The sequence below is a fragment of the Pantoea sp. S18 genome (genome assembly GCF_045689705.1).
GTDB lineage: Bacteria > Pseudomonadota > Gammaproteobacteria > Enterobacterales > Enterobacteriaceae > Pantoea > Pantoea symbiotica.
On the sequence record NZ_CP142689.1, the window covers coordinates 326,536 to 353,088 of the forward strand.

Below are 26,553 nucleotides of genomic sequence, written 5' to 3' on the forward strand. Positions count from 1 at the left end.
GGGTTTTTATTGAATTCCGCACAGTTACCTGATGCATCAATATTATCCTCTGCAAGCAATATTAGAACCGATTAATAATAAATACGTTCTGGTTTAATTCCTAAATCATCTCTCCCATCTCACAATTCCTTAACTCAAATTAGACGTTTTCCTGCGTTAGCGTAGATACTCATTTCATCCGATTTCAAACATTAAAAACCTGAAACAAAATAATTCAATTACTTAAATACCTCTGAAGCGTATTGGCATTCTGCCGTACGCGTTTTGTCTTTTCTCTGCATGAGGAAAACAACGTGTTTAAATTAAATCCGGTGTTACTAAGCCTTATGGCGGCGCAAGGGATGATGTTCCCTGTGTTGCCGACAACGGCTGCGATATTAAGACCTTACACGCCTGAAATGAATGACAATAAAGTAGGCGCTTATTGTCTTTGCAATGGCAGCACGCAAACCCTAAGCGGATTGCCGCGCTTCACGCCCGGTGAAAGTGGCGTGGGCAACGTTACGATTGGCGAGTTGCGATCGATTGGCCGTATTATCAATGACAATGTGATTGGTGCGGAACGATTACAAATTGGGCAGCAAAATCACACCATTGGCATTCTCGATCCTAATTATCATACCTATGTCAATTATCAGGTGTTTAATAGCGCAGAACTGGTTGATTTACCTTCGGTTAATCTCGAAACCGTCGTGCCAGATTATTTTGATGTTAATGACAAACAATATATCGATGCGCGTGTTGCGTCAGTCAGCAACGGAACCTTGAACGTCGATATCGGCAAGCACGATGCCGCAATCAATTCCTCCAGTAATAGCTGGTCAATGGCAGCGAAGCAAAGCCAGTTATTTACCGCCAGTAAGAAAGGGAATTTGAACTGGAATTCTAACAACCGCATCACCTTTACCGCGGGCACCACGCCGTATGGTGGCGATCGTTTAGCTTACGATGTCGGCAACGTAGTGGAATATGCTGGTGAATTTAGCGTGGGCACTTACGATGGTGGCACCACACAATTCAACGTCACTAATCTCTACGAATTGCGTAAATACAATGACTGGCTGATTGGTCAACTCTCCAACGGCAACATCATTACCGATAACTACAACACCGAATTTAATAAAGCTTTTAAACTGCGCGATGGCCGCGTGGTGTATCGCATGAGCACCAACAATTACGATGATGAAGTGGCGTTGCCGATATTCGATCAAGTGGTACTCAGCGCTGATGGGCCAAAAGCGACAGTCAAAATCAATCGTGGCAAAACGCTCGAAGTGATGAACAGCGATAGCGCGGTGATGCGTGCCAGCAACGGCGCGAAAGCGATTATCAACGGCAAGCTTTCCAGCACCGGTTCGGGTTTGGAATTACTACAGGGCGCGCGTGGATTTAATAACGGCGTAATCAACAGCGGCTTCCTTAATAACGCTGATGGCAAAGGCGTGGATCTCAACACTATCGGCAACGGCGGAATCGCAGTGAGCGCCGCGTATGGCAGCAAATTTATCAATCGTGGCGTGATCAATCTGCAACCTGGTGCGGGATACAGCGCGGGCATCACCACCTACAACAGCAAGGTAGTCAATCACGGTAATATCAATGTCGGCGTCAGCGACGTTTCCAACGGTGGCTCAGCGTCTGGCGTGATGCCGAGTAGTGATGGGCAAGGTAGCTTTGTGAACGCCAAAGACGGCACGATTTACATCGGACGTTCACTGCAAAATCGCAAAAATGATGCCACACAAGATGTCGCGGTCAACATGAGCGGCGGCGTTAACGGCATCTCGCAACTGCTTGATTCCAGCGCCATCAATAACGGCCATATTGTTATCGGATCCAAAGTGCAAAATGCCACAGGCATGCGCGTGGAACTGGCTCCGCACACGGTCACCATCAACAACGGCGTGATTGATATCAACGGCCAGGCACAACCCAATCCGGCAGAAAACGTTGGCATGCTGGTGCTCGATTCCGGCAGTCTTAGCAACAAAGTGATCAATGCTGAATCCATCAATGTGAATGGCTTCAACAGCACCGGTCTTAAAGTCATCGCACGTGATGGCAATGATTCAGAGGCATATTCCAGCGGTGCGATTAACGTTCTCGGCGATGGCGATCGCTACGGAACGTCCTACAACACGGCGGTTTGGGTGAAGGGCGATCCCGGCGGCACCGCGTACGCCAATCTTACTGGGCCGATTCGCCTCGGCGGCACCAACGGCATTGGTATTCGCGCGGAAGGCAGTGCCGCCATTGATGTCTGCGCCAATTCAATTCCCGTTTCCGTTCCCAGCTCAAGTCTGTTCACCGGGCGACAAATCAGTTTTTACGCCATTGGTCCTAACGCCAGAATCAATTTACCCGCCACCGGCAGTTATCTCTCATCGGTTTACGGCGGCACGATTTTCCGCGTTGAGGATGGCGCAGACTTCGATGGCACAGGCCGCACGCTGTCGATGACCAATAGCTTCGCGACCGGCGTGTACGGCAGCGGTCAGTACACCGACGTGAATACGAATGGCGGCAGGTTCAATATTTCTGGCATGTATGCGCGTGGCATTGAAATTACCGATGGTGCGCAAGCCACCATTGATGCCAACGCACGTATCAAGTTGCTTGGCATCGGCGCGACGGCCGCCATCGCCGACGGCAACAAATACACCTTACAAGGCGAAGCTATCAATCCGGCAACCCAGTTCAATCCCGATACGTTGTTGATCAACCATGCGCCACTGAGTGGTGTTGCTAACGATCAGGAAGCGCTGATCGTCAAAAATCAGGCGCAACTGATCAATACCGGCGACATCACTTTAGGTGGGAGAAACACCACCGGGATTCGGGCGGAATCTGGCGCGTTCGCCTTTAACCGTGGCGTAATTACCGTGACAGGCAACAGTACCGGCCTGTATGCCAATGGCGATCCGCAATACGGTGATGGGCAAACCTTGACGCAGATTTTTAACAACGGTTTGTTGAACGTGTATAGCGTCGATGGCATGAACTTGTTCACCAGCAAAGGCGTGGTGGCCTTTAATGAGCTGGCGCGGATTTACCAAAGCGGCACTATTAACCTTTACGGCCCTAACGCGATGGCAGGATCGGTATTTGCTGGCGGCTTGTTGGAGTTGGGAGATGGCAATAGCGTGGAGTTTCACGATCCCAACCAATTCGGTTTTCGTGCCGCCGATCCCGGAACGCGCTTGATCACCCACGGCGGCGTTACTCAAGTCGGAGCCGACAATGCGCTGTTGTACGAGATCGTTAATGGTGCGAGGCTGGATGCCGCAACGCCGGGCAGCGTCGCGCTATATGGAAACCGCATCACCGGCATCGATGTCAGCGGTCCGGGCGCGTTGGTGTCCAGCACCGATAGTTACTTCACCACGGGCAAAAATGTCACCGTGCTGCGTGCCAGCGACACTGCAAAAGCTTTCATCACCAGTAACATTGCGATGCACGGTGAATTCAGCACGGCGGCAATCGCCAGCGGCGGCGGAACGCAAGTGTCCGTCGCCGCACCCATCACCGGCAGCGCCGACAATCTTACCGCGTTTGACGTCAGTTCAGGCGCGCACCTCGTCAATCAGCAGCAAGGCTCGGTGAATTTCACCGGTTACAATAGCACCGGCGCGCGCATCTACAACGGCGGCCATTTGACCAACCGTGGCAGCATCTACGTTGCTTCCGGCATCGGTGTCGATGTCGGCAGCGGCTATAACCAATACGTGCCGATAGAAGGCCGGTTGCAGGTCGATGATGGGATCGCAGCGGTGCGCGTCGGTAACGCTGGCTGGCTAAATATTGTTGGCGATGGACAGGACGCAAGCACCATTCAGGCGCGAGGCGGTGCGGATGGCGTGCGGCTGGAGCCAGGCGCTCGCGGCTTTGAAGCCAACGACATCACTATTCTCAGCTACAGCAGCGGCAGCGCGATCAACAATATTGCCGAAAGCACCAATATCTCCCTGAAAAACGTGGTGTTGGATGTTTACGGCGGCAACGGTGTGCGTTCAGTGACGTCGTTGGATCCCAACGGTAAAGTGCGCATCAATGTGGCTGGCAACGGCACAGGCTACCTTTTCGAAAATGTCGATGGAGTCAGCACCACCAACAGTCTGGTGCTGGGTAAAGATTACTCGATTGTGGTGTCGGGTGAAGGTACTGGCATTCGCGCTAACACCGACGGAAGAGTGATTTCGCGCGGCGTGATCGACATTCTCGATGCGGATGGCGGCTCGGCGATTGTCACCCGTAATGCCAGCCAGGTGATCAATCAGGGAACCATCAGTTCACAAAGTCGCGTGTCGCCGCTGATTGATCTGCGCGGCGGGCAAACGCTGTTCATCAATCAGGGAACCATCAACGCACCATTCCCGGATCAAGTGGTGGTGGCGGGCGGCGCAGGCAGTAATGTTATCGCGTTGCTCGATGGCGCGGTGATCGGCGATGTGAATACCGGCGACGGCAGCGATGAACTGATCGTTACCGGCGGCACATTGAACGGCAGCCTGACAATGGGCAATGGCGCGACGAATCAGGCGACGGTGCATAAAGTTAGCCTGGCCGACACCCGCCACATCACCACCGAAAACGGCGCAGGCAGCACGCTCAACCTCAGCGAGCTAACCGCGCGCGGCGGCTCATTTGCCAGCGATGATGCCAGCAAAGGCACCAACCTCGGCGCGGGCTGGAGCACGCTCAACTTCTTCGCCACCAAATGGACGCTAACCGACAACATCAAACTCGCGCACAGCACCATCAATATCGATGCTGGCAGTACGCTGTTTGCTGGCGATAACGTCAATCCGCTGCTGCAAGGCGCGACCGATGATTCGCTGGTGGTGAATAACGCCGGTACGCTGGATCTCACCAACGGCGGCAACGCGGCGGCGAATGTTTTAACCATTGATGGCGAACTGGCATCGGCGGGCGGCAACCTGAAACTTAACTCTACCGCCACGCAGAGCGACACCTTGCGCGTGAACGGCAATGTATCTGGCACCACCTTAATTGAGGATACGCTGGTCGGTGGCCCGCTGTTAGATAGCAATAGCGATGGCGTGATTGCCGCCAGTGAAGGTGTGTCGCTGGCGCAGGTCACCGGCAGCGCCAATGCCGCCAGCTTTGCGCTGAAGGGCGGCTATGTGGCGTCCGGTCCGTGGCAATACGGCTTGGCCAGCTTCGCGCCGGGCAGTTCCACTGCGGGCATATGGGATTATCGACTCGCAAATACTTTTGTCTGTGAAGACGGTTCGCTGTGCCAGCCGCAAGCGGGTAGCAATAAGCGTGCCGCGCGGCTGGCCGTGACGCCGCAGGTGCCGTCTTACATCTCCGCGCCGGTTGGTTTGGCCTATTACTCGCTGGCGGTGACCGACGATCTGCATAAACGTCTTGGCGAATTGCGTCAGCAGCAAACCGCGCCCGATGCGGTGGGCGGCGAGATGTTTATCCGTTATCTCGGTTCCAATCTGAAATATCAAAGCAATCGCGGTTTGGCCGATTACGGCTACGACTTCGATTTGGATTACAGCGCGGTGCAACTGGGCGGCAACGTGCTGCGCGCCGACGGCCCGCAAGACAGCCTGCGCGGCGGCGTGGCTTATACGCGCGGTAATACGCGCATTCGCCCTCACGCAGCCGACGGTTACAGCTCCACCAGCTTCGACAGCGACAGCATCTCGCTGTACGGCACCTGGCTGCGCGACAGCGGATTCTACCTCGATGGATCGCTAAGTTGGGGTTGGTATCGCGGTGAAACCGACATTGCACGGCAGAAAGAGGTGGCATCACCTAAAGGCAGCGGCTGGACGGCGTCGGTGGAATCGGGCTATCCGTTTACCTTCGCCAACGGCGTGCGGCTTGAACCGCAGGCGCAAATCACCTGGCTGCAGATGAAAATGGACAGCTTCACCGATCGCGACCGCACGCGCGTGTCGTACAACGATTACGATCAAACCATCGGCCGACTCGGCGCCCGACTCGATCGCACCTGGCTGGACGCCAGCCAGAATGCCTACACGCCGTACCTTCGCGCCAACTACTACAAAGGCTGGGGCGGCACCGCAAAGACCAAAATCGGTTCGGCGGATGCGGAAGGCAGCCAAACCTTCGAGAGCGGGAAGTTTGGCCAGATGTGGGATGTTGGCTTAGGCGGCAGCGCCACGCTGATTAAGGACGTCGCGCTGTATGCCGAAGCCGATTACCGCAAAGAGATCGACGGCAACGGCGCCAAAGGCTGGCGCTATAACGCGGGCGTGAGGTGGTCGTTTTAAATAGGTAACTTCATAAAACCATAATCAGCAGTTTACTTCCTAAAGCGCTGAATCCTATCTTGCAGGCAAAACGAAAATAAAATAGGATAAAATCCGCTTAGCGAAACTATGGTGACCAAATGGAAAGCACGCAGATCTTCAGCAGTATAAGTAAATTGCTTACTTCTTCTTTTGAACGTGAATTTTGGTTGAACTTGCAGGATGAACTTGCAGCAAGTTATGCAAACGCAAATGCCATTGTAGAAAGTGCTCAGGCTCGAATTGACCGCCCAGAGAAGGTGAGATTGTTACCACAAATGCGGCATTATTTTCTAAACGCGGCGTTCAGGAGAGCGGCCATTGCAAGTGGCTTGGTATGTACGGATGCCATGACTGAACCCAAAGGGGAAAACTACTGCATCGTGCAGTCTGGAGGAATAAAGGTCAGCCGCATTGGTCTTAAGCACGATGAACATCTAATTAAGCGAGCGCATCATAGAACATTAATCGCACAACTGAATAGTGAGTTGGAGGGGTTTACGCCCGATTTATTTCAGGAGATTACAATACCGGCACATCCAGAAGGCACATTGGGCGTTTTAATCGTCAACGTGAACCCGCCTTATGTTTTACCTCAAAGCACTATGATGGATTTACGGGTTACAGTTCCGTTCACAAATCTCAATAATTATCATTATAATCAGTCGATAAGCGATATTTTGGCATTATATAACGAGCCTGAATCTGTGCCTGAATTGCCGGATTTAGCTATTCCTCAGTTAAAAAAGCGGTTAAAGCAGCAAGAAGGTTAGTGTGGTGAAGAAATGAGAGTGGGTATTTCTGGTTTTGAGCCGAAACGTTTAACTCAAGTTCGAGAGGCAAGAGGATTGTCAAAAATCAATCTCGGACGATTAGTTGAGCGTTCTCCGTCGACCATAACAAAATGGGAAAGTGGTTATCATTCCCCAGATGCAGATGCGCTGACTGCACTTTCTATTATTTTACAATGCCCAACTTCCTGGTTTACTAAGCCAGTAACGTTATATGAAAACAATCCAGTATTTTTCCGCACTTTAGCTAATACCGCGAAAGATTTGTGTGCAGCATCTGAACACTACATGGAGTGGTTGCAAGAAATCTCTGCTCATCTTCAGGAAGAACTTGATTTTCCAGAGGTGAATATTCCTTACCTTGATGTTTCTGACTATCGCCAAATTGATGATGAAATGATTGAAATTATGGCAAGCAAGTGTCGAAAATTATGGGGTTTAGGTTTAGCTCCGCTCGCTGACTTGCTTTTAGTTATTGAAAATGCTGGTGTTATATGTTCACGGTTTGCGCAGGGTAGCACAGTCATGGATGGCTACTCACAATGGAATGAACGTGAGTCGCGACCATATATAATTTTAGCTTCAGATAAAAATAATTATTTCAGAAGTCGATTTGATGCAGCACATGAACTAGGCCATCTAGTATTACATCGATTTATTAAACGCCTTGATATTGTTAATTTTAAACCAATTGAAGCACAAGCACATAAATTTGCAGCCTGCTTTATGTTGCCCGAGGAAGCCTTTTCAGTAGAATTGCCGCCTGGACCAACATTAGAAAACTTTATCACTTTAAAGCAGCGTTGGGGGATGTCTGCACAATCAATGATTACTCGCGCAAAAGAGTTGTTGTTAATTAGTGATGTTGAGCACTTAAGGCTGTATAAACAGGTTTCCGCTCGGGGCTGGCGTAAAGGGGAACCTTTTGATGATCAGAACGAACCAGAGGTAGTAAGATTATTGCCAAGAAGTTTACAGCTTCTTTTGGATGAAGGGATATTCTCTAAGCAAAGTTTTATTAAATATCTGGATATGTCATCAACTGACGTTGAAAATCTAATGTCTTTGCCTCAAGGCTACCTTTCAGAAAATAATGTTTTGCAATTAACACCTAAATTGAAATCAAAAAGAAATGCAACTATCAACGACTCAGATGAAGATAACGTAGTTAATATGTTCGACAATAAACCTCGTTGAAAACAGTAATCCCCTGATTTTGGAATAACTCTTGCATCACCCTGTGCGATAAATCCTATGCACAGGGCGATGTGAGTGAACCTCAACACCTATAAATACTTCAACGAAGTCGCCGCCACGGGATCGATCAGACGGGCGGCAGATCGACTGCACGTTGCGCCTTCGGCTATCAGCCGACAGATCGCATTACTGGAACATACGCTCGGCGTAATGTTGCTGGAACGCACCAACACCGGCATCCGTTTAACCCCCGCAGGTATGATGCTGGAGCGCTTCACGCGCAAGATGTGCCGCGATCTCGACCGTATTCATGAGTCGATTAAAAACCTAAAAGGGCTGCGCGAAGGTGAGGTGAAAATATGGGTGATTGAAGCGGTGGTGCAGGCGATTTTGCCGCGCATCATGACCAGCTTTAATGAAAATTATCCGGCCATTCAATTCTCAATTAACAGCGAATCGTCCGACCGCACCATTGAAGCGATCATCCGCGACGAAATCGATATTGGCATCGTGTTTAACATGGGCGACCGCCCCGGAATAGAAGTCATAAAGCGCTGTCCTGCACCAATTCAGTGCCTGGTTTCACCGCAGCATCCGCTGGCTCAACATCAATCCCTCAGTCTTGAAGATATCTGCGGCTATCCGGTGGCGCTGCCGGTGTCCAGTTTCGGCATGCGGCAAACCTTCGACAAAGTCACGCGCAGCCTGCATCTCAACCCGCAATCGATTGTGAACACCAATAATCTGGAACTCACCAAAGCAATGGCGATAGCCGGGCGCACCTTAACCATTGGGCCGAAACAAATCGCTGCACGTGAAATAGAGCAGCACATGTTGATTGCCATTCCAATTGATAACGAGGCGATGGAATCGGCCAATATCGAGATCTGTGTGCATCGCGACCGCACACTCTCCTTTGCCGCCCACCAGTTTCTCAAACATGTGTGCCGGGAATTTAATTGATGCGCTTCGTAGGGTCGCCATTCATGGCGTAATGCCGCTCAGTTAAGCATTAATTTGCATATGTATGCAGGTGCGCATGAATGCGCACCCTACGAAAAACGCGCCAGTCCTTTGTAGGGTCGCCATTTATGGTGACCGAAAGACGCTTAACTGACGAGCATTACGCCATTCATGGCGACCTGATTAATACGCCACCCTTTACCGCGTTCTAAAATCGGCAACGCCGTGTGCTGCATTCGATATTACAGCTAGCGGAAACGCGCGTGGTACTTATTAGTCATCGCTGCATACAGGCAAAAATCCATTAAGGGGAAAACGATGCCGAGCATCATGACTAACGGAATTCGCACCCATTACGACATCGCGGGACGTGGTCCGGCCATCATTTTCGTATCTGGTCTCGGCGGCACCGCCGCGTACTGGCAGCCGCAGGTCAATGCCTTCGCGGACGAGTTTACCGTGGTGACCTACGATCAACGCGGCGCGGGGCAATCCGATCATCCTGCTGGCCCGTACAGCATCGAAACACTGGTGGATGATCTGCAGGCACTGATTGCCGGGCTGGAGTTGGATCGCCCGATTTTAGTGGGGCACTCCACCGGCGGTGCCATCGGCCAGATTCTGGCGGCACGCCATCCGCAACTGCTGGCAGGTATGGTGCAGTACGCCAGCTGGGCCAAATCCGACATGCATTTCAACTGGTGCTTCCGCATGCGCCGTGCGCTGCTGATTGGCAGCACGCTCGAAGAGTATGTACACGGCAGCGCGCTGTTTCTCTATCCGCCAGAACATATTAAAGCCAACGCCGAGACTTTATCGCCCGCGCTGCTCGCCTCCGCCACGCGTTTTCCGGCGCGCGATGTGGTGCTGAGCCGCATCGACGCGATTATGGCGCACGATGCCAGCGCGGCACTGCCAAAAATCCAGACGCCAACGCTGGTGATGTGCGCGCAAGATGACATCCTCACGCCGCCGTATCAATCGCGGCTGCTGGCCGAAAACATCCCCGGCGCGCAGCTGAAAATCGTGCCGCAGGGCGGCCACAGTTTTTCGGAAACCGAAACGCCGCTGTTTAACCAAATTACCCGCGACTTTATGGCGAGCCTTCACTCGCCAGCGAACTGAATCGAGGAATCTGACATGACTGATAAGAAGAATGTTGAGTTCGGCGTATTTCTGCCGGTCGGCAACGGCGGCTGGATCACCTCGACTACCAGCCCGCAGCTGCCCGCGACCTACGATTACAACAAACAGGTGGCGATCCTCGCGGAGCAACTCGGTTTTGACTTCGCGCTGTCGATGGCGAAGTGGCGCGGCTACGGCGGCCCATCGCAGCATTGGGACGTGACGCTGGAAAGCCTGACCACCATGGCCGGCATCGCCGAAGCCACCAGCCGCATTGGCGTGTGGGGCACGGTTCACACTATGGTGTTTCATCCAGCGGTAGTGGCAAAAATGAGTGCGGTGCTGGACCAAATCTCTAAAGGCCGTTTTGGCCTGAATATCGTGTCTGGCTCCAATCCCAGCGATCAGGGGCAAATGGGCTTGTGGATGGATCTCGATCACGCCGAGCGTTACGAACTGGCCGCCGAGTGGCTGACGGTGCTGAAGCGTTTGTGGACCGAAGATCGCGTTGACCACAAAGGCAAGCACTACGAGCTGGTCGACTGTATGTCAAACCCGAAACCGGCCGCGCCGCCGCCAATTATCTGCGCGGGCGCGTCGGATCGTGGCTTCCTGTTCACCATGGATCACTGTACCGGCAGCTTTATGCTCGGTTCGGACCATGATGACTTCATCAAAACCGGGCTGCGTGCCAAAGAGCTGGCCGCGCAGCAGGGCAAACCCGATTTCAAAACCTACGGCTTGTTCACCATCGTACCGGGCGCGACCGATGCCGAAGCGCATGAGCGCGTGGCGCTGTATGACGCGGGCGTTGACACCATCGCGCTGGATAACCAGACGCGCGAATACTCCGGCGATAAGAGCTTTAAGCAGAACACCATGGCGCAGCGCTTTGTTTCGCAGGGCGAGCAGCGCAATTCGATGACGCGCGCCGCACTGGTGGGATCGCCAGAAACCATCGGCACCAAGCTGGCCGCCATCATCAAAGGCGCGCAGCTGGATGGCGTAACGGTGATTGTGCCGGACTTTATTGACGATCTGCGTATCGTCGGCACCGAGGTGCTCGAAGTGCTGGAGCAGCACGGCGTCAACACCAACGCGCGAGCCTACCAAAACACGTAGGGTCGCCATTTATGGCGACCATATAAACCAGGTGCGCATAAATGCGCACCCTACGAATTCACACAACAACAAATCCACCTTTTCCGCGATGCGGATTGCCAGGAGTCGAGCGATGAAAATGAAGATGATGTTGGCTGTTGCGGTAGCGGCTGCGATCGGTTGCAGCGCGGTGGCACAAGCAGATGACAGCAAACCGCGTGTCGCGGCGCTGTTCACCCAAACCGTCACCCAAGGTTCCTGGGATATGGCGGGATATGCCGCCTTCAAATCGATGGCCAGTAAAGAAGGTTTCACGCCGAGCTATCTCGAGCACACTACTTACGAAGCCGCGCCTTCGGTATTGCGCCAGCTGGCGTCGGACGGCGTGAAGCTGATCATCGCGCACTCATCCGGTTACTCGGCGGCGATCAAAGAAGTAGCGCCTTCATTCCCTAACACCCAGTTCGTGCTCTACTCCTACGAAGGTTCCACTAACAATCTGCCGAACTATTCGGCGTGGTCGGTGGATTGGGATGAGTACGGCTTTGTGCTCGGCGCATTGGCGGCATCCGCGAGTAAAACCGGCCATATAGCGGTGATCAGTGGCGAACCGATTCCCTCGGCGGAGCGCACCGTGCAGTTCATCAAAAAAGGGGCTGCCTACGTTAATCCGAAAGTGGTGGTGGATTCTGCCTATGTCGGCTCGTTCACCGACGTAGCGCGCGCCAAAGAGATTGCGACCGGTGCGATTGCGCGCGGTGCGGATTTCGTCATTCCATCAGCCGACACCGCTGACGCCGGCATTCAGCAGGCCGCCGATGAAGAGGGCGTGTTAACCATCGGTTCCTACACCGACCAAGCCAAATCCTTCCCCAATTCGATCATGACCTCAACGGTGATGAACTTTGATAAATCCTACGCCGATATCGGCAAACATTACGCCGATCACCAGTTAGGCAATCGCATCATCACCGAAAACCTGAAAACCAATGGCTGGACGCTATCAACGCCGTTTGCTCACGTCGATAAAGCCGTGCAAGACAAAGTGTTTAAGGTGATGGATGACATCAAGTCCGGCAAGGTCAGGATTGAGGACTAACGCCATGTCCAGCCCGCTCATCGAACTCGATCACGTCTCGAAGCGCTATCCCAATGGCTTCCTGGCGCTGGAAAAGGTGTGTCTGTCGCTGTTCCCCGGAGAGATTCACGCGCTGCTGGGTGAGAACGGAGCGGGCAAATCTACATTAATGAACATTCTGTACGGCGTACATGAGCCGAGCGAAGGCGGCGTGCTGATGGGCGGTCGTCAGGTCATTCACCGTCGACCAGCCGATGCCATCGCTAACGGCATTGGCATGGTGCATCAGCATTTCAAACTGGTGGCGCCATTTAGCGTGGCGGAGAACCTCGCGCTGGTGGCACGCGGCGAGCGGCGCAAAGCCTTTCGTCGCCACGCCGATATTCGCGCCTTTATGCAGCGTTACGGCGTTGATCTGGATCCGGCGGCGATTGTCGGCCACTTGCCGCTGGCGCTGCAGCAACGAGTGGAGATCCTCAAAGCGCTGGTTAATGACACGCGCGTGCTGCTGCTGGATGAGCCGTCCACCATTCTGACGCCCGCTGAAATCACCGCACTTTACGCCACGCTGCGCCGCATCTGTGCCAGCGGAACGGCGGTTGCGGTGGTGACGCATAACGTCGATGAAGTGCTGGCGAATGCCGATCGTTACACCATTCTGCGCCGTGGCAAAACCAACGGCAGCGGATTAACGCACAGCTGCTCGCTGGATGAGCTGGTGGAGCGCATTGTCGGACGCGCCGTCAGCAGCGGCACACGGCTCGGCCAGCACCGCAGCGGCGGCGCAGAGCAGATGCGCCTCAGCAACATTCAGCTGCGGCCTGGCAGCGGTTCACCAGGTTTGCAAGACATCAACCTCACGCTGGCGGCGCGCGAAGTGGTAGGCGTAGCGGGCGTGGAAGGCAATGGACAAAGCGAACTGTTCGCTATTCTGGCAGGTGAGCTGCAACCGGAAGGCGGCGAAGTGGTGCGATCCAGTGACAATGTCACGTTAGCGCTAGTGCCGCAGGATCGCCATCACGAAGGTTTATCGCTGGATCTGCCGGTGTCACACAACTTGCTCTATCCCGAAATTATGCGAGGCGCATATCGCCGCGCTGGATTACTCGATCACAAAGCGATTGCCGCGCGCGCCGAGGAGATGATCGCGCAGTCGGATATTCGCACCCATTCGCACGCCAGCCCGGCGCGTTCGCTGTCTGGCGGCAATCAGCAAAAGATCGTGGTGGCGCGTGCGCTGGCGCAGGACGCGTCGATTATCGTGGTGTATCAGCCAACGCGCGGCCTGGATATGGCAGCGGCAGAAGCGGTGCTGATGCGCCTTGCCGAGGCGGCAGATGCCGGCACCACCGTGATTATCATCTCTTCGAATATTGAAGAGTTGATCCGCGTTTCGGATCGCATCGTGGTGATGAACGGCGGCAGGATTACCGGCGCAGTAGCGGGAGATGAGATGAATATTGAACGAATTGGCACCCTGATGACGTCGGGGCGCGCTGCGCAGCTCGCAGGAGGTTTGCATGTCTGATTCCGTTACTACGCTGGCGCAAACCAGCGCCTCGTTGCGCCGCATACTCGCGCAGCTCAGCGCATCACGATCGTTGTGGATCACGCTCAGCGCTTTTGTCGGTTCGCTGATCATCGGCTTAGCGCTGATTGCGGCCATGGGCGTGCCGATGCGGGCGGCAATGTCCACCGCGTTTGACGGCGCGTTTGGCACGTTGCGCGCGCTGTCCGACACGCTGGTGTTTATGACGCCGCGCCTGCTGGTGGCGCTGGGCGCGCTGATCGCCATTCGTGGCGGCATGTTTAATCTCGGCGGCGAAGGGCAACTGCAGATGGGCGCGATTGGCGCGATGCTGCCGTTTCTCGCCTTTGGTGATGTCGGCGCGGCGCTGCTGCCGCTGTCGATCCTCTGCGGGGCGCTGTGCGGTGCGTGCTGGGGAGCGATTCCGGCGTTGCTGAAAGTATGGCGTGGCATCGATGAAATCATCGTCACGCTGATGATGAATTTTATCGCCATCTACCTGCTGAAATATCTGGTGCAAGGTCCAATGCGACCGGCCAACTCGAACTTCAATATGTCGGCGCAGCTGCCCGCCGATGGCGTATTTCAGCAGGTGATTGAAGGCACGCGTTTGCATGCTGGCGTGTTCCTCGCGCTGCTGATCGCGCTGGCGGTGTGGGTGATGCTTAATCGCAGCGCTTTTGGCCTGAAACTGCGCGCCAGTGGGCAGAGTCCGCGCTTTGTGCGCTTACAGGGACAATCCGCCGCCAAAACCGTGCTCTCCAGCATGGCGATCTCCGGCGCAGTGAGCGGCCTCGCCGGCACCTTTGAAGTGCTCGGTGTGCAATATCGGCTAATTGATGGCTTCTCATCGGGCCTTGGCTTTGAAGGCTTAGCGGTGTCGTTTCTGGCCGGATTGCAGCCGTTTGGCGCAGTGATCGTCTCGCTCTACTTCGGTGCCATCAACAGCGCTGCGCTGGCGCTGCAAACCACTTTTTCGATTCCTGCGGCGCTCGCTGATGTGCTCGGCGGCATGCCGATTCTGATTCTGGCGGTGCTGAGCGGCGTGATGCTGGTGAAAGGGAGGCCGGTATGGAATTCAACACTGTAACCCTGGCGCTGTTCCTGGCAGGTGGATTGCGGCTGTGTGTGCCGGTGTTATTGGCGGCGCTGGGTGAAACCGTTTCTGAACGCGCGGGCGTGTTCACTATTGGGCTGGAAGGCTTGATGCTGTTTGGCGCATCGGCTTCGGCACTGGGACTGGCGTTGACCGGTTCGCCGGTGCTGGCGCTGGGTGCGGGCATGTTGGGCGGATTGCTGGCTGCGCTGATGCTGGCATTAGGCACGGTGCTGGCACGCGCCAACCAGATCGTGATGGGCATCGGCTTCAATCTGTTCGCGATTGGCGCAACCTCGCTGATTCGCCAGCTGTGGCTGAGCGGTGCGCCTGCTGCCGGATCGATGCGCTCGGTTTCGATGCTCAAGCTGCCGGGCTTATCCGATTTGCCGGTGGTGGGGCGCGCGCTGTTTTCCCAGAGCCCGGTGTTCTATCTGGCGGTGGTGATCGCCATTGCGCTGTGGTGTCTGCTGCGTTTTACCCGCGCCGGATTGCTACTGCGTGCGGTGGGTGAAAACGCCTTAGCGGCCGATGCCGCCGGGCATTCGGTGCTGCGCATTCGCTTCAGCGCCACGCTGTTCACCGGACTAATGGCGGGCTTGGGCGGCGCCTATCTGTGCATCGTGGCTTCTGGCGGCACCTTCGTCGACAACATGACCGCCGGGCGCGGCTATCTGGCCATCGCCATCACCATTTTTGCCCGCTGGATGCCGCTGCGTGTGCTAATCGTCGCCATCGTGTTGGGTTTGCTCGAAGCCTTACAGTTTCAGGGACAATATCTTGGCGTGGATATCGCGCCGTCGCTGCTAATGGCGATGCCATTTGTGGTGGCGCTGATTGCCTGGATCATGATGGGCAAAGCCGGTGCGGCACCGGGAGATTTAGGCCGACCTTTCTTACGTAATTCAGGGCGTTAATCTTTTAATTTTTCAGGAGAAACAGATGAATCAGGCAATCAATCCCGAAGGTTGGATCATCGGTAAAACCGCGACCGGCCTCAATCACCTCAACTGGGGCGTAAAAGCGGGCAATCATGTTTATGTCGCAGGAATGTTATCGACCGACCCGGTGGATGGCAGCATCGTGGGTATCGGCGATATCGAAGTGCAGACGCGCCGCGTGCTCGACAGCATCAAAGTGGTGCTGGAAGCGGCGGGCAGCAGCATGGATCACGCAGTAATGAATCAGATCTTTCTGCGCGACCTCGATGATTACCACAAATTCAACGAAATCTACGTCACCTATTTCCCCGCGCTGCTGCCCGCCCGTTTCTGCGTGAAGCTGGAGATGGTGCGCCCCGAGTTTCTGGTGGAAATCGCCACCACGGCAGTGATTCCAGCGTAACTCCGTAGGGTCGCCATTCATGGCGACCAGGTGCGCATAAATGCGCACCCTACAAAACCGGCGCAGGACAGTTGTAGGGGCGCCATTCATGGCGACCGCTGCAAAGTAATAATGAGGAAATTCACATGCAATACCGATATCTCGGACGCAGCGGGCTAAAAGTGTCCGAAATCTGCCTTGGCACCACGATGTTTGGCGGTGCCACCGACGAAGAAACCTCGCGCCGCATTATTGCCGATGCGCGTGACAGCGGCGTCAACTTCATCGACACCGCTGATATGTACAACAAAGGCGAATCCGAGCGAGTGGTGGGTCGAGCGATTGCCACAGATCGAGATAACTGGGTACTGGCAACCAAAGTCGGCAATCCGATGGGCGATGGCCCGAATCAGCGCGGTATGTCGCGCAAGTGGATTCGCGAAGCGGTGCACGGATCGCTGAAGCGTCTCGGCGCCGATTATATTGACGTGCTTTACATGCACAAAGCGGATTTCAATGCGCCTCTGGAAGAGATGGTGCTGGCTTTTGCCGATCTGATTCACGAAGGCAAAATCGGTTACTTCGCGGTCTCCAACTTTAAAGCGTGGCGTCTGGCGGAAACCGTACGCCTGGCGCGCGAAGCAGGCATTGCCGGACCGGTTGCCACGCAGCCGCTGTATAACCTCGCTAACCGTGAAGCCGAGGTGGAAATTCTGCCATCGGCAGCCTATTTCGGTGCAGGCGCGGTGTGTTACAGCCCGCTGGCACGCGGCATCCTGACGGGAAAATATCGCGTGGGTGCCGCACCCGACAGCGACAGCCGCGCCGGGCGTGCCGATCCGCGCATGATGGAAGCGGAATGGCGTCCGGAATCACTTAAAGTAGCAAGTGAACTGGCGGCTTACGCAGAACGCAGCGGACGTCAGCCCGCGCATGTGGCGCAGATGTGGGTGATGCGCAATCAGTTGGTGACCAGCACGCTGGTGGGGCCGCGCACTTTTGAGCAGTGGCGGGATGGCATTGCCGCGCTGGATTGTCCGTGGTCAGCGGAAGATGAAGCGTTCTGCGATCGACTGGTTTCGCCGGGTAAGGGCTCCAGCCTTGGTCCGGTCGATCCGCATCATCCTGTTGAGGGCCGAATCGTGCGCGAGCGTGTGTTATGACTGAAAATCCTATTATCCTGGCCGATGCCTATCGTGGCGGCATGCGCCAACTGGCGGCGGGCGTGTGCCTGATTACTGCCAGCTATCAGGGACAACCTGGCGGCATGATCGCCACGGCGGTAACTTCAGTCAGCGCTGAACCGCCGACTTTGCTGGTGTGCGTGAATCGCAGCGCATCCCTGTTTGCCATGATTGCCGAGAGCGGACGCTTTTGCGTTAACCTGTTATCCGCTGATGCGCAGGCGTTAGTGGATGTGTTCAGCAATTCCGCCCGCCGCGATGAGCGATTTCAACACGGTGAATGGCTGATGGCGGCCAACGGCACGCCGCTGTGTGCGGAATCACTGGTGTCGTTTGAGTGCAGTCTGGCGAAAACTGTGGACTGGCATACACACGCGATTTTTCTCGGCGAAGTGACTGCGGTGCTGCATCCACGGAGTGATGCGGCACCAATGGTGTATCACGATCGGGAATTTCATCAGTTGGTGTAGCGTGGTCGCCATAAATGGCGACCCTACAACGGCAACATAATTACTACATCAATCTCCAGCAGCAGCTCCGGCTCAGCCAATGCGGCGATTTGGAATAGCGTGCTGGCGGGCAATTCCAGACCGGCAAAAAACTGCTGGCGCACCGGGTGAATTTCCGCCACCAGTGCTAAATCCGTCACATAGGTGGTGGTGCGTACAATCCAGTCGCGCTGCGCGCCCAATCCTTCCAGCAAGCGGTCGATATTGGCATAAACCTGCTCGACCTGTTGCTTCATATCGCCAACACCCACCACGTCACCGTTTTCATCCCACGCCACCTGGCCAGTAGGAAACACCGGCGTGCCCGGACGAATTTTTACGTGATTGTAATAGCTGCGCGCCTTCAAGCCAGCGGGATTAATGATGCTCATCATGCTCCTTAATTGTGGGTCATTTCGGGCCAACAAGAGATTAAGGCTAACATTGACCAGAGCCAGCGTGTAATCGTATTTCGGCGACACGGTGTTGCGCGATAAGCAACGCGGTTTGCAGTAGGCTTAAATTTGCAGGTGCATTACGCGTTAAATATTACAGCGCGCACCAGGCTGCATTTTCCCAACGTAGGGCTGAGGGATCCCCAGGAATATCGTTAATACACATATACGATATTCCTGTAACTCGCTGATAGTTCGGCTCGCACCGTTTCTATATCCAGCTGACTGATCCCTGCCGGGTTGTGCCTTATCGCATTTCTTGCCAGCGTAAGGTATGACAGTACTCGCCGGTGTTGCACCGTGTTCGCCTGATAAAACCGGTGCTCGCCTTTTCTTTCAAGCGCGTAGCCCATCAGCCACAGTACGATGCTGCACAGCGTCGACAGCAGGTTCAGCACTGACATCCTTTCCACACTCCGGCTGAAGCTGCTTCTCAGCCCCATACCGTAACGTTCACTCTTTTCATCCCGGAAGTTCTGCTCTATCTGCATTCTCCGGCTGTAAAGCTTCATTATCGTCCGTGACTTCAGCTCCGCATCGCTGGTAAACAGCACCCACGGCTCACGGGCCAGGCGACTCTGGTTTGCCTCTTCGCGCGTGTAAAAAAAACGATCCCGGCTTTTCTTTCCGTGACGATTTTTGGGTGCTCTCTTATGAACGTGCACGAAGCCGTAAGCCGGTGATTTTTTATATCGCGTCAGCCGGGCCGCACCAGCACAGCGCGGCGTTGTGCCGGCTTTTAGCTGACCCGGCGTTACCCACTCTTCCGTTCCGGCCAGCTTCAGAACGCCGTTGCCCCTGAGCCGGCCGATGAAGTGCCATCCGTGCGACTGAACGCGGTTAAACCACTCGCGGCGGAACCCGGCATCGGTGACGATGGTCACTTTCCTGTCTCCCAGGCACCCGGCCAGGTCGTCCAGAAAACGGTTCTGAAGGTCGGGATTTCCCAGCTTATCGCCTTCTGCGATGAGGCTCAGCAGCGGGATGGCGCGTCCATCCGCCAGCAGGCTGGCACGCAAAAGGCTGAAGGACTGAGTCGGCCAGGCGCTCCAGTCCACGGCAATGACGCACTCCTTCATGTCCCGGATAAGCCAGCAGATAATGTCGCGTGACAGCGCGGGCACCTCCCGGTGGAGGGCGGCATTCCCCATAAGGCGGTCAACGCGTTTGATTTTGTGCTTAACGCGGGCATCACCCGCAAGAGAGCGACCAATGCTGGTCAGATTGAGGGAAGCACCGCGGGTCAGGGAAATCGTCATATCAGTGAGGGCGTTACGACGATACTGATGGGTGCTGGCTAAAGATTCCCGTAAAAATTTATGGCAAAATGCGGAAGCAGGCATAGTGGCGATCTTATTTTTTGTTGGCGCAATAATTAGATCATTTTTCCACTGTGCCTGCTTCGTTTTTGTGGGGATTCATCAGAACGTAGGGTCGCCATTCATGGCGACCTAAATCATCAGCCATGCGCTTGCTGCGTGCGCCGATCCCTCACCGTGACATACAAAAACGCCAGCATGAACAGCGCCGCGTAGATCACCACAATGGTTGGGCCCGGTGCGCTATCGAGGAAGAACGAGGCGTACACGCCGCTGAAACCCGTCACCATCGCAATGCCAATCGCCAGCAACATCACCTGCACAAAACGGCGCGCCAGCAGCAAGGCGATAGCGCCGGGCGCGATCAGCATGGAAATCGACAGAATAACGCCCACCGATTTCAGCGCGGCGACGATGGTCAGCGAGATCAAACACAGCAAACCGTAATGCATCAGTTTACCGTTGATGCCGCAGGCGCGCGCCTGATTGGGATCGAACGCGTGCAACAATAAATCGCGCCACTTGACGCCAATCAGCACGCTGACAATCACCGCGATGGCCGCGGTCTGGATGATATCCGCCAGGCTGATGCCCAACATATCGCCGAACAAAATGTGGTCGAGATGCACTTCAGGCTGCAATTTCAGATAGAGCACTAAACCGGCGCCAAACATGCCGGAGAAGACGATGCCCATCACCGTGTCGGGTTTGATGCGGCTGTTCTCGCTGATGTAGCCAGTCGCGACGGCGCACAGCATCCCGGCGACAAACGCGCCGATGGCGTACGGCAAGCCAATTAGCCAGGCGATCACCACGCCGGGAAACACCGCGTGGCTCATCGCATCACCGAGCAATGACCAACCTTTCAGCACCAGAAACGCCGACAGCATCGCGCACGGCAGCGACAGCACCAAAGTGGTGATTAGCGCCATGTTCATGAATTCGAACTGGAAAGGACTCAACAATAATTCAGCCATTTACGCCATCCTCCAGGGTCTGACGCGCACGGCGGCGCGCCGCCAGCACGCCATGTTTTGGCGCGAAGACAAAGGCCACTAAAAATACCAGCGTTTGTGCCACCACAATCACGCCGCCGGTCGCGCCATCAAGGAAGTAGCTGCTCCATGCACCGAGGAAACTGGTGATGCTGCCTATAGCGACGGCGATCATTAACAGACGCGGGAAACGATCGGTCAGCAGATAGGCGGTCGCGCCGGGCGTCACCACCAGACAAATCACCATAAAGGCGCCGACGGTTTGCAGCGCGGCGACGGTGGACGCCGATAGAAGGGTAAAGAACAGGATCTTCAGCCGCAGTGTATTCAAACCGAGTGAACGTGCGTGGCTCTCGTCGAAGAAGGTCACCATCAGATCTTTCCACTTCAGTAGCAGAATGGTCAGGGTGATAAAGCCAATCGCGCCGAGCTGCCAGATATCGGCGGGCGCGACCGACAAAATATTGCCCAGCACGATGGTTTGAATATTTACCGACGTGGGATTGAGCGACACCAGAAACAGGCCGATGCCGAAAAACGACGAGAAGATCAGGCCGATGATGGCATCTTCTTTTAAGCGCGTGCGCTGATTGAGGAACAGCATGCTGCCCGCCGCCAGCCCGCCGGAGAGAAACGCGCCGAGTGAAAAGGGCAGTCCAAGCATATACGCGCCCGCCACGCCGGGCACAATCGAGTGCGACAGCGCATCGCCAATCAGTGACCAGCCTTTCAGCATCAGAAAGCAGGAGAGAAACGCGCAAATTGCGCCGACCAGCGCCGCGATCCACATCGCATTCAGCATGTATTGATAGCTAAACGGCTCAATAATCCACGACATGGTTCGCTCCCCGGTCTGGATTTTTGTTTTTCATCAGCTGCATTAATACCGCGTTACGCTCATGCATCGCGCCATCAAAGGTCTGCGCCAGATTATCGGCGGTGAAAGTGTCATGCAGCAGGCCGCTCGCCAGCACGGTGTTTTTCACCAGCACGCAGCGATCGCAGAAATCGGGGATGGCGTTGAGATCGTGGGTGGAAACCAGCATGGTGCGGCCTTCGTCGCGCAGCTCTTTTAGCAGAGCAATAATCGCGGCTTCGGTTTTGACGTCCACGCCGGTAAATGGCTCATCCAGCAGGATAATTTGCCCACTCTGCGCCAGCGCGCGCGCCAGAAACACGCGTTTCTTTTGCCCACCCGACAATTCGCCAATCTGACGATGGCGATAGGCGCTCATTCCTACGCGTTCCAGCGCCTGATCAACGCTGTGTTTATCGGCGGCACGCGGAATACGCAGCATGCCCATATAGCCGTAACGGCCCATCATCACCACATCTTCCACCAATACCGGGAAGCTCCAGTCCACTTCCTCCGCTTGCGGAACATAGGAAACGATGTTGTGTTTCAGCGCCTTATTGGCCGGCAAACCAGCCAGCGTTACCGCACCCGATGAGAGCGGCACAAATCCCATGATCGCTTTGAACAGCGTGGATTTGCCGGAACCGTTAACACCAATCAGCGCGGTGATGCTGCCCGCTGGCACGCTAAAAGAGGCTTTTCGCAGCGCCGTGTGGCCGTTGCGATAGGTGACACCGACATTCTCGACGAGTAAACCTGCGGCTGGGTTCATTTCTGGCTTCCTTCTGTGATGCCTTTCACCACGGTTTCGGTGGTGACGCGCAAGAGATCCAGATAGGTCGGCACCGGGCCATCGCTGTTGCTCAGCGAATCGACGTACAACACGCCGCCGTAATGAATGCCGGCTTCACGCGCCACTTGCTGAGCGGGTTTGGCAGAGATGGTGCTTTCACTAAAGATGGCAGGAATTTGATGATCGCGCACCGCATCGATCACTTTACGCACCTGCTGCGGCGTGCCTTGCTGATCGGCATTGATCGGCCATAAGTAGAGCTCTTTCAAAGCGAAATCGCGCGCCAGATAAGAGAACGCACCTTCACTGGTCACCAACCAGCGTTTATCGGCGGGCAGCTTGTCGATAGCGGCACGCATCGGCGCGATGGTCTGCTGAATCTGCGCTTTGTAACGCTCGGCGTTGGCCTGATAAATCGCGGCATTGGCGGGATCGTATTTCTGCAGCGCGTTGCGAATGTTATTGACGTAGATCAGCGCGTTATCCGGCGACATCCACGCATGCGGGTTGGGTTTGCCGTTGTATGGGCCTTCGGTGATGCCCATCGGCTCAATGCCTTCTGTCACGGTGACTTGCGGCACATCCTTGAGACGCTGGTAAAAGCGGCTGAACCACAATTCCAGGTTAAAGCCATTTACCAAAATCAGATTGGCACCCTGCGCGCGACGAATATCGCCTGGCGTGGGTTGGTATTCGTGTATTTCTGCGCCGGTTTTGGTAATTGACGTCACGTCCGCTGCATCGCCCGCGACGTTTTTCGCCATATCAGCGATCACCGTAAAAGTGGTCACCACTTTGAGTTTTTCAGCCGCTGACGCAGTAAACGCGCTGAGTGACAGCAGGATCGCAATCGCAGGCAAAAGGCGTTGAGTGAACATCATCATCTCCAGAGAAATATAGCCAATGCTATAAAATATAGCTGATGCTATCTATATGAGTCATTTTTGTTCACAACGCCAGTATCTAGACGAAAATTTACGAAAGGGGAAAGGTAAATAAAGGCAGGATTTTGTAGGGTGCGCATTCATGCGCACCTGGCAGCAATTCACGTTTAGAAAGTCAGCGCATTAATCAGCTGGCGTCAAAAATCACATACAACTTGCGCATGGTGTTCTCAATTACCCAGGTGCCTTCGGTATTGGCTTCAAAGAACAACGAATCGCCGGGTTTGAAATGTATCGTCTCTTCGCCATCCGGCGTGAAAGAGCCGTTGCCATTGAGGAAGTGCATGATTTCGGCCTGTTTCACCGAGCGGCGATAGGAGCCGACGCCGCATTCGAAGATTCCCGTATCGATATCTTCTTTACCGGGAATCACCTTCTGAAGACCGGATAACCCAATGCTGCCGGTGCCAGGCAAACCTTCTACGCTGCCCCAATCTTCCATCGATGCAATGGTGGCGGGTTGGGTGATTTTTTGGACTTTCATTATTTTCCTCTGAATTAAGTGGTGTGCGGTTGAGATTCCAGGTCGCCATGAATGGCGACACTACGGCAGCAGGCGCAGGTGGTGGAAACCACGTTGCCCAGCACGCGGCGCAGGAAATCCTGGGTGCGGGGCTCCTGCGGTGTAAGCAGAATTTGGTCGGCAGGGCCTTGTTCGACAATCTGCCCGCTGTGCAGGAAACAGACGCGATCGGCGACTTCACGCGCGAACTGCATTTCATGCGTCACCACAATCATCGTCATGCCTTCACGCGCCAGATTGCGCATCACCTGCAGCACTTCGCCCACCAGTTCCGGATCGAGTGCCGAGGTTGGCTCATCAAACAATATCGCTTTCGGTTGCAGCGCCAGTGTGCGGGCAATCGCCACGCGCTGCTGTTGACCGCCGGAAAGCTGCGTCGGCCACGCGTTGATCTTCTCCGCCAGCCCAACCATCGCCAGCAGATCTTTGGCGCGCTTTTCCGCCACATGACGCGGTTTGCCATTGACGTGAATCGGACCTTCCATCACGTTCTCTAACACGCTGCGATGCGGGAAGAGGTTGAAGCGCTGAAACACCATGCCAATCTGCCGACGCAGATCGTTGATGCTTTTGTGTTTGTTATTCACGCGCTGGCCCAGCACGTTGATGTCGCCGCCTTCGTAAGTTTCCAGGCCATTGATGCAGCGCAAAATGGTTGATTTCCCGGAACCCGACGGGCCGATCAAACACACCACTTCACCTTCGCTGACGTTGAAACTCACGCCTTTCAGCACTTCGACATGGCCGAATTTTTTGTGCACATCACGAATTTCAATCATCTCAGGCTCCTTTAATCTGGCGTTTTTCCAGCTGCTTGGTCAGCGCCAGCAACGGCAGGCACAGCACCAGATAGAGCAGCGCCACCAGCGTATACACCGTGGTGTTATCGAAAGTGGACGCGGCAATCAACTGGCCCTGACGCGTCATTTCGGTGACGGCGATGGTGGAAGCCAGCGCGGAATCTTTCAGCATCATCACCAGCGTATTGCTATAAGGCGGCAGGGCGACGTGAAACGCCTGCGGCAGCACCACGCGGCGCATCGCTTTCGGGAAACTCATGCCCATTGAGCGCGCGGCTTCGAGCTGGCCGCGATCCACCGATTCAATGCCGGCGCGGAAAATCTCAGCGATATAGGTCGAAAAGCAGAAGGCGATACCGATCACGCTGGCCTGAAATGACGACAGCGTGATGCCAATATCGGGGAAGACAAAATAGATATAAAACAGCACCACAATCATCGGCAGGCCGCGCGTAATATTAATAACGGTCGCAATCGGCCAGGAAATTATTTTCCACGGACACATCTTCGCCGCAGCAAAAATCAGTCCCAATGGCGTGCTGATTATCAGGGACAAAATGGTGATGTAAATCGTCATTTCGGCCCCTTTCAACAGGAAGGGCAGATAAACGTGAATACTACTCCAATCCATGATAATCCCCTGCAGATAAATTTCATTATAATGAATATCCCCGATGACGAATCACTGTCAATCTTTACCCGCCTAACAGAGATAGCTTTTACTTATTATCGTCATACGAATAGGCTATAGGTTAAATAGAGCTTGTTATCAAAGGGGTTAATCCGTAATTGTGAATTCACGCAGTGTGATTAAATAAAACATTGACAGACACCTGACTAATTTCATTATAGTGAAAATGACGTTCGCCCTTTTCATTTGATTCAGGAGTGAGTTATGTCTGCTAATCGTTCCCGGTTATTATTCACGTGTCTGGCGGCTGCATTTAGCCTCAATGCTCAAGCGGCGGCGCTGACCGCCGGTTCACCGCCTTCCAGTGCGCCAACCACTTTTCTCGATACCCAAAGCGGCAAAATTGAAGGCTTCATGCCGGATGTGGCAGCCGAAGTGGCGAAACGCCAGCACCTCGATATTAATTACACCGCCATCCCATTCTCCACGCTGATTCAATCGGTGATTGCCGGCAAAATCGACATGATTGTGGCCGGTATGACGCCCACCGAAGAACGTGCGAAACGCATTACGTTTTCTCAGCCGGTGACCGCGTTTGGCGCGGGTTTGGTGGTGCGTGACGACAACGAAAAGACCTATAACTCGTGGCAGGATGTGAAAGGTGACATCGTCGGTACCATGGCGGGCACCGATTACACTCAAAGCCTGATGGCCAGCGGCATCGCCAAAGAGGTGAAGGTGTATGACAGTCCGGCGGATATGACGCGCGATTTATCGCTCGGACGTATTGCGGCAGGCATGAATGATTATCCGATCCTGAAAGCGCAGGAAAAAGCCGGCGGCCTGAAAGGCATGCACGTTATCGACGGTTATAAACCCGAACATGTTTCGCCGATGGCGTTTGGCGTGAAAAAGGGCAACGATCAATTAATGGCGCAGATTAATAGCGCGCTGACTGCGATGAAAGAAGACGGCACTTTGCAAACCATTAAAACCAAATGGGGCATGCCATAACGTCGCTGCGGCATATTTTGCTGTCTCGTACCGGTAATTTCAGCGATAAACACAGTATC

At 54.6% G+C, this 26,553-nt stretch carries 23 protein-coding genes; 14 read left to right on the top strand and 9 right to left on the bottom strand.

Annotation, left to right across the window (positions count from 1 at the left end):
- The first annotated feature begins 293 nt into the window (after nt 1–293).
- The 13 genes from VIJ98_RS21395 to VIJ98_RS21455 all read left to right on the top strand — a co-directional run bounded on the left by VIJ98_RS21395 (nt 294) and on the right by VIJ98_RS21455 (nt 18,146).
- Entirely contained in the window at nt 294–6,272 is a 5,979-nt protein-coding gene (locus VIJ98_RS21395; RefSeq protein ID WP_323271404.1) for an autotransporter outer membrane beta-barrel domain-containing protein, read from the top strand.
- 119 nt (nt 6,273–6,391) lie between these two features.
- A complete protein-coding gene (locus VIJ98_RS21400) occupies nt 6,392–7,063 on the top strand; it encodes a hypothetical protein (protein ID WP_323271405.1) in 672 nt (223 codons plus the stop codon).
- Nucleotides 7,064–7,075: 12 nt separating this feature from the next.
- The gene (locus VIJ98_RS21405; RefSeq protein ID WP_323271406.1) at nt 7,076–8,278 is read left to right on the top strand and encodes an XRE family transcriptional regulator; all 1,203 of its coding nucleotides are present in this window, start codon (nt 7,076–7,078) and stop codon (nt 8,276–8,278) included.
- 75 nt (nt 8,279–8,353) lie between these two features.
- Nucleotides 8,354–9,241, top strand: a complete 888-nt coding sequence (locus VIJ98_RS21410; protein ID WP_323271407.1) for a LysR family transcriptional regulator — start codon at nt 8,354–8,356, stop codon at nt 9,239–9,241.
- Nucleotides 9,242–9,559: 318 nt separating this feature from the next.
- On the top strand, nt 9,560–10,366 hold the full coding sequence (locus VIJ98_RS21415) for an alpha/beta fold hydrolase (protein WP_323271408.1): 807 nt from the start codon (nt 9,560–9,562) through the stop codon (nt 10,364–10,366).
- A gap of 15 nt (nt 10,367–10,381) precedes the next feature.
- On the top strand, nt 10,382–11,488 hold the full coding sequence (locus tag VIJ98_RS21420; protein ID WP_323271409.1) for an LLM class flavin-dependent oxidoreductase: 1,107 nt from the start codon (nt 10,382–10,384) through the stop codon (nt 11,486–11,488).
- A 112-nt stretch (nt 11,489–11,600) separates the two neighbouring features.
- Nucleotides 11,601–12,566 (top strand): BMP family protein, encoded by a 966-nt coding sequence (locus tag VIJ98_RS21425; RefSeq protein WP_008108750.1) that lies wholly within the window; start codon nt 11,601–11,603, stop codon nt 12,564–12,566.
- Nucleotides 12,567–12,570: 4 nt separating this feature from the next.
- Nucleotides 12,571–14,073, top strand: a complete 1,503-nt coding sequence (locus tag VIJ98_RS21430; protein ID WP_323271410.1) for an ATP-binding cassette domain-containing protein — start codon at nt 12,571–12,573, stop codon at nt 14,071–14,073.
- Nucleotides 14,066–15,163, top strand: coding sequence for an ABC transporter permease (locus VIJ98_RS21435; protein ID WP_323271411.1), 1,098 nt, complete (start codon nt 14,066–14,068; stop codon nt 15,161–15,163). The genes VIJ98_RS21430 and VIJ98_RS21435 overlap by 8 nt, the downstream gene beginning before the upstream one ends.
- Entirely contained in the window at nt 15,145–16,086 is a 942-nt protein-coding gene (locus VIJ98_RS21440) for an ABC transporter permease (protein ID WP_323271412.1), read from the top strand. The genes VIJ98_RS21435 and VIJ98_RS21440 overlap by 19 nt, the downstream gene beginning before the upstream one ends.
- Nucleotides 16,087–16,111: 25 nt before the next feature.
- The gene (locus tag VIJ98_RS21445; protein WP_008108743.1) at nt 16,112–16,513 is read left to right on the top strand and encodes a Rid family hydrolase; all 402 of its coding nucleotides are present in this window, start codon (nt 16,112–16,114) and stop codon (nt 16,511–16,513) included.
- 125 nt (nt 16,514–16,638) lie between these two features.
- A complete protein-coding gene (locus tag VIJ98_RS21450) occupies nt 16,639–17,655 on the top strand; it encodes an aldo/keto reductase (protein ID WP_323271413.1) in 1,017 nt (338 codons plus the stop codon).
- Entirely contained in the window at nt 17,652–18,146 is a 495-nt protein-coding gene (locus VIJ98_RS21455; protein WP_323271414.1) for a flavin reductase family protein, read from the top strand. Before VIJ98_RS21450 ends, VIJ98_RS21455 begins: the two co-directional genes overlap by 4 nt.
- Nucleotides 18,147–18,169: 23 nt before the next feature.
- On the opposite strand, the gene VIJ98_RS21460 is transcribed toward VIJ98_RS21455, so the two are convergent.
- The 9 genes from VIJ98_RS21460 to VIJ98_RS21500 all read right to left on the bottom strand — a co-directional run bounded on the left by VIJ98_RS21460 (nt 18,170) and on the right by VIJ98_RS21500 (nt 25,480).
- Entirely contained in the window at nt 18,170–18,559 is a 390-nt protein-coding gene (locus VIJ98_RS21460; protein ID WP_258145756.1) for a RidA family protein, read from the bottom strand.
- Nucleotides 18,560–18,774: 215 nt separating this feature from the next.
- Nucleotides 18,775–19,962 (bottom strand): IS4 family transposase, encoded by a 1,188-nt coding sequence (locus VIJ98_RS21465; RefSeq protein WP_323271415.1) that lies wholly within the window; start codon nt 19,960–19,962, stop codon nt 18,775–18,777.
- Between the two features lie 116 nt (nt 19,963–20,078).
- Entirely contained in the window at nt 20,079–20,915 is an 837-nt protein-coding gene (locus tag VIJ98_RS21470) for a metal ABC transporter permease (RefSeq protein WP_323271416.1), read from the bottom strand.
- A complete protein-coding gene (gene sitC / locus VIJ98_RS21475) occupies nt 20,908–21,771 on the bottom strand; it encodes an iron/manganese ABC transporter permease subunit SitC (RefSeq protein WP_323271417.1) in 864 nt (287 codons plus the stop codon). Before sitC ends, VIJ98_RS21470 begins: the two co-directional genes overlap by 8 nt.
- Nucleotides 21,755–22,561, bottom strand: a complete 807-nt coding sequence (locus VIJ98_RS21480; RefSeq protein WP_323271418.1) for a manganese/iron ABC transporter ATP-binding protein — start codon at nt 22,559–22,561, stop codon at nt 21,755–21,757. Before VIJ98_RS21480 ends, sitC begins: the two co-directional genes overlap by 17 nt.
- On the bottom strand, nt 22,558–23,460 hold the full coding sequence (locus tag VIJ98_RS21485) for a metal ABC transporter substrate-binding protein (RefSeq protein WP_323271419.1): 903 nt from the start codon (nt 23,458–23,460) through the stop codon (nt 22,558–22,560). Before VIJ98_RS21485 ends, VIJ98_RS21480 begins: the two co-directional genes overlap by 4 nt.
- Before the next feature lie 193 nt (nt 23,461–23,653).
- Nucleotides 23,654–24,010: a cupin domain-containing protein gene (locus VIJ98_RS21490; RefSeq protein WP_323271420.1), complete on the bottom strand. Its 357-nt coding sequence runs from the start codon at nt 24,008–24,010 to the stop codon at nt 23,654–23,656.
- 14 nt (nt 24,011–24,024) lie between these two features.
- Nucleotides 24,025–24,828 (bottom strand): amino acid ABC transporter ATP-binding protein, encoded by an 804-nt coding sequence (locus tag VIJ98_RS21495; protein ID WP_323271421.1) that lies wholly within the window; start codon nt 24,826–24,828, stop codon nt 24,025–24,027.
- A gap of 1 nt (nt 24,829) precedes the next feature.
- Entirely contained in the window at nt 24,830–25,480 is a 651-nt protein-coding gene (locus VIJ98_RS21500; protein ID WP_008108724.1) for an amino acid ABC transporter permease, read from the bottom strand.
- Between the two features lie 264 nt (nt 25,481–25,744).
- Between VIJ98_RS21500 and VIJ98_RS21505 the strand changes: the two genes are divergently transcribed.
- Nucleotides 25,745–26,494, top strand: a complete 750-nt coding sequence (locus VIJ98_RS21505) for a transporter substrate-binding domain-containing protein (RefSeq protein ID WP_323271422.1) — start codon at nt 25,745–25,747, stop codon at nt 26,492–26,494.
- Nucleotides 26,495–26,553 lie beyond the last annotated feature (59 nt).